This is a genomic window from Pseudomonas sp. PS01299 (genome assembly GCF_029960145.1).
Lineage (GTDB): Bacteria > Pseudomonadota > Gammaproteobacteria > Pseudomonadales > Pseudomonadaceae > Aquipseudomonas > Aquipseudomonas putida_A.
The window spans coordinates 1-3,763 of record NZ_JASCPO010000366.1 but is presented as its reverse complement, the minus strand read 5'-3'; the positions used below and the strand labels follow the sequence as shown (position 1 = coordinate 3,763).

3 protein-coding genes are annotated in these 3,763 nt (G+C 63.1%); all 3 read left to right on the top strand.

Going from position 1 to position 3,763, the window contains the following annotated elements; all coding sequences use genetic code 11:
* The first annotated feature begins 116 nt into the window (after positions 1-116).
* Genes aruF through astD form a run of 3 tightly spaced genes read left to right on the top strand, consistent with a single transcriptional unit; the run spans position 117 to position 3,679 of the window.
* Positions 117-1,136 carry an arginine/ornithine succinyltransferase subunit alpha gene (aruF, locus tag QMX91_RS29705; protein WP_025112905.1) on the top strand — a complete coding sequence of 340 codons (1,020 nt, stop codon included), beginning with the start codon at positions 117-119 and terminating at the stop codon, positions 1,134-1,136.
* A 51-nt stretch (positions 1,137-1,187) separates the two neighbouring features.
* Entirely contained in the window at positions 1,188-2,213 is a 1,026-nt protein-coding gene (gene astA / locus QMX91_RS29700; protein ID WP_027612638.1) for an arginine N-succinyltransferase, read from the top strand.
* Positions 2,210-3,679, top strand: a complete 1,470-nt coding sequence (astD, locus tag QMX91_RS29695) for a succinylglutamate-semialdehyde dehydrogenase (RefSeq protein WP_167797104.1) — start codon at positions 2,210-2,212, stop codon at positions 3,677-3,679. Before astA ends, astD begins: the two co-directional genes overlap by 4 nt.
* The last annotated feature ends 84 nt before the right edge of the window (positions 3,680-3,763 follow it).

Below are 3,763 nucleotides of genomic sequence, written 5' to 3'. Positions count from 1 at the left end.
AATGCGGTGTATCAGTCAGCGTAGATGGCGACTGACACACCGCATTCGCGAGCAAGCCCGCTCCCACAATGTCCGGTGTTTTTTCTGTGATTTTTATAAGAGAAAGGAGTGACACCATGCTGGTGATGCGCCCTGCGCAAATGGCTGATCTGGGCGAGGTACAGCGTCTGGCTGCGGACAGTCCGATTGGTGTCACTTCCTTGCCGGATGACGTGGAACGTCTGAGCGACAAGATCGCCGCGAGCGAAGCCTCGTTCGCTGCCGAAGTGAGTTTCAACGGCGAGGAGAGCTACTTTTTCGTCCTCGAAGACACCGCCACCGGCAAACTGGTCGGCTGCTCGGCGATCGTTGCCTCGGCCGGTTACTCCGAGCCGTTCTACAGCTTCCGCAACGAGACCTTCGTCCACGCCTCCCGCGAGCTGAAGATCCACAACAAGATCCACGTGCTCTCGCAATGCCACGACCTGACAGGCAACAGCTTGCTGACCAGTTTCTACGTGCAGCGTGAGCTGGTGGGGTCGCCGTGGGCCGAGCTCAACTCCCGTGGCCGCCTGCTGTTCGTCGCCAGCCACCCGGAGCGTTTTGCTGATTCGGTGGTGACCGAGATCGTCGGTTACAGCGACGAAAACGGTGACTCGCCATTCTGGGACGCGATCGGGCGCAACTTCTTCGACCTCAACTACGCCGAGGCCGAACGCCTGTGTGGCCTGAAGAGCCGCACGTTCCTCGCCGAACTGATGCCGCATTACCCGATCTACGTGCCGCTGCTGCCGGATTCCGCTCAAGAAGCGATGGGCCAGGTGCACCCGCGTGCGCAGATCACTTTCGACATCCTGATGCGCGAAGGCTTCGAGACCGATCACTACATCGACATTTTCGACGGTGGCCCGACCCTGCATGCGCGTGTTTCGGGGATCCGTTCGATCGCCCAGAGCCGTGTAGTGCCGGTGAAGATCGGCGAGCCGGTCAAAGGCGCCGGGCGCCAGTATCTGGTGGCCAACGCGCAGTTGCAGGATTACCGCGCGGTGCTGCTGGAACTCGATTACGCGCCGGGCAAACCGGTGACCCTGGATCTGGAAGCAGCCGAAGCCCTGGGCGTCGGTGAAGGTGCCAGCGTGCGCCTGGTGGCGGTTTAACGCCTTAGCGAGTTTCACGGGTGGCGAAGGCGGCCCGTTTGAGGAGATAGCATGATTGTTCGTCCCGTACGCAGCAGCGATTTATCCGCGCTGATCGACCTGGCCCGCAGCACCGGCACCGGCCTGACCACCTTGCCGGCCAACGAAGAGCGCCTGACCCATCGGGTCGGCTGGGCCGAGAAGACCTTTCGCGGCGAAGCCGGCCGTGGCGATGCGGACTACCTGTTCGTGCTCGAAGACGACAACGGTCGCGTGGTGGGGATTTCCGCTATCGCCGGCGCGGTCGGTCTGCGTGAGCCGTGGTACAACTTCCGCGTCGGCCTGACCGTCAGCGCCTCGCAAGAGCTGAACATCTATCGCGAGATTCCGACGCTGTTCCTCGCCAACGACCTGACCGGCAACTCCGAGCTGTGCTCGCTGTTCCTGCATGCTGATTACCGCACCGGTCTGAACGGCCGCATGCTGTCCAAAGCGCGCATGCTGTTCATCGCCGAGTTCCCTGAGCTGTTCGGCAACAAGATCATCGCCGAGATGCGCGGCGTCTCCGATGAAGCCGGGCGTTCGCCGTTCTGGGAGAGCCTCGGTCGGCACTTCTTCAAGATGGAATTCAGTCAGGCCGATTACCTGACCGGCGTTGGCAACAAGGCGTTCATCGCCGAACTGATGCCGAAATTCCCGCTGTACACCTGCTTCCTGTCGCCGGATGCGCGCAACGTGATCGGTCAGGTACACCCCGACACCGAGCCGGCGCTGGCGATGCTCAAGAGCGAAGGTTTCAGCTATCAGGGTTACGTCGATATCTTCGACGCCGGCCCGGCCATCGAGTGCGAAACCAGCAAGATCCGCGCAGTCCGCGACAGCGAAGCGCTGGTGCTGGCGATCGGTACACCGGGCGATGACGCCACGCCGTTCATCATCCATAACCGCAAGCGCGAAGATTGCCGCATCACCGCTGCCCCGGCCCGCCTGGCCGCCGGCACGCTGGTGGTCGATCCGCTGACCGCCAAACGTCTTCAACTCAACGCCGGCGATCAAGTGCGCGCCGTGGCGTTGTCTGCTGCTCGGGAGTCGAAATAATGAATTCGCTATACATCGCAGGTGAATGGCTCGCCGGTCAGGGCGAAGCCTTTCAGTCGCTGAACCCGGTGACCCAGCAGGTGCTGTGGTCGGGGGAGGGCGCTACCGCCGCTCAGGTCGAGTCCGCCGTGCAGGCAGCGCGTCAGGCCTTTCCGGGTTGGGCGCGGCGTTCGCTGGACGAGCGCATCAGCGTGCTCGAAGCCTTCGCCGCCGCCCTGAAAAACCACAGCGACGAACTGGCCCGCACCATCGGCGAGGAAACCGGCAAGCCTCTGTGGGAAGCCGCGACTGAAGTCACCAGCATGGTCAACAAGATCGCGATCTCGGTGCAGAGCTACCGCGAACGTACCGGCGAGAAGAGCGGCCCGCTGGGCGACGCCACCGCCGTACTGCGCCACAAGCCACACGGTGTGGTGGCGGTGTTCGGCCCTTACAACTTCCCGGGTCATTTGCCGAACGGGCACATCGTGCCGGCACTGCTGGCGGGTAACAGCGTGCTGTTCAAGCCTAGCGAGCTGACCCCGAAGGTCGCCGAGCTGACGGTCAAGTGCTGGATCGAAGCTGGCCTGCCGGCCGGCGTGTTGAACCTGTTGCAAGGCGCTCGCGAAACCGGTATCGCCCTGGCGGCGAACCCGGGCATCGATGGCTTGTTCTTCACCGGTTCGAGCCGCACCGGCAATCACCTGCACCAGCAGTTCGCCGGGCGTCCGGACAAGATCCTCGCGCTGGAAATGGGCGGCAACAATCCGCTGGTGGTCGATCAGGTGGCTGATCTGGACGCGGCGGTGTACACGATCATTCAGTCGGCGTTCATCTCCGCCGGTCAGCGTTGCACCTGCGCCCGTCGTCTGCTGGTGCCGCAAGGCGCGTGGGGCGACAGCCTGCTCAAGCGTCTGGTGGAAGTCAGCGCGACCATCGAGGTCGGTGCGTTCGATCAGCAACCCGCGCCGTTCATGGGCTCGGTGATTTCCCTTGGCGCGGCGAAAGCGCTGATGGATGCCCAGCAACACCTGCTGGCCAATGGCGCGGTGTCGCTGCTGGCGATGACTCAGCCGCAAGCGCAATCGGCGTTGCTGACTCCGGGCATTCTGGATGTGACCGCCGTGGCCAAGCGCCCGGACGAAGAACTGTTCGGCCCGTTGCTGCAGGTGATTCGCTACGCCGATTTCGCTGCGGCGATCGCTGAGGCCAACGACACCGCTTATGGCTTGGCGGCTGGTTTGCTGTCGGATTCCGAAGATCGTTATCAGCAGTTCTGGCTGGAAAGCCGCGCCGGTATCGTCAACTGGAACAAACAGCTGACCGGTGCGGCGAGCAGCGCACCGTTCGGCGGTGTCGGGGCTTCGGGCAACCATCGCGCCAGCGCCTACTACGCGGCGGATTACTGCGCGTACCCGGTGGCGTCGCTGGAAACACCGAGCCTGGTGTTGCCGGCGGCCCTGACGCCAGGCGTGAAGATGGCGTAACGGCCATCGCGAGCAGGCTCACTCCTACAGGATTTGTGTCGAACATAGCATGTGTGAACACCGCCAAACCTGTAGGAGTGAGCC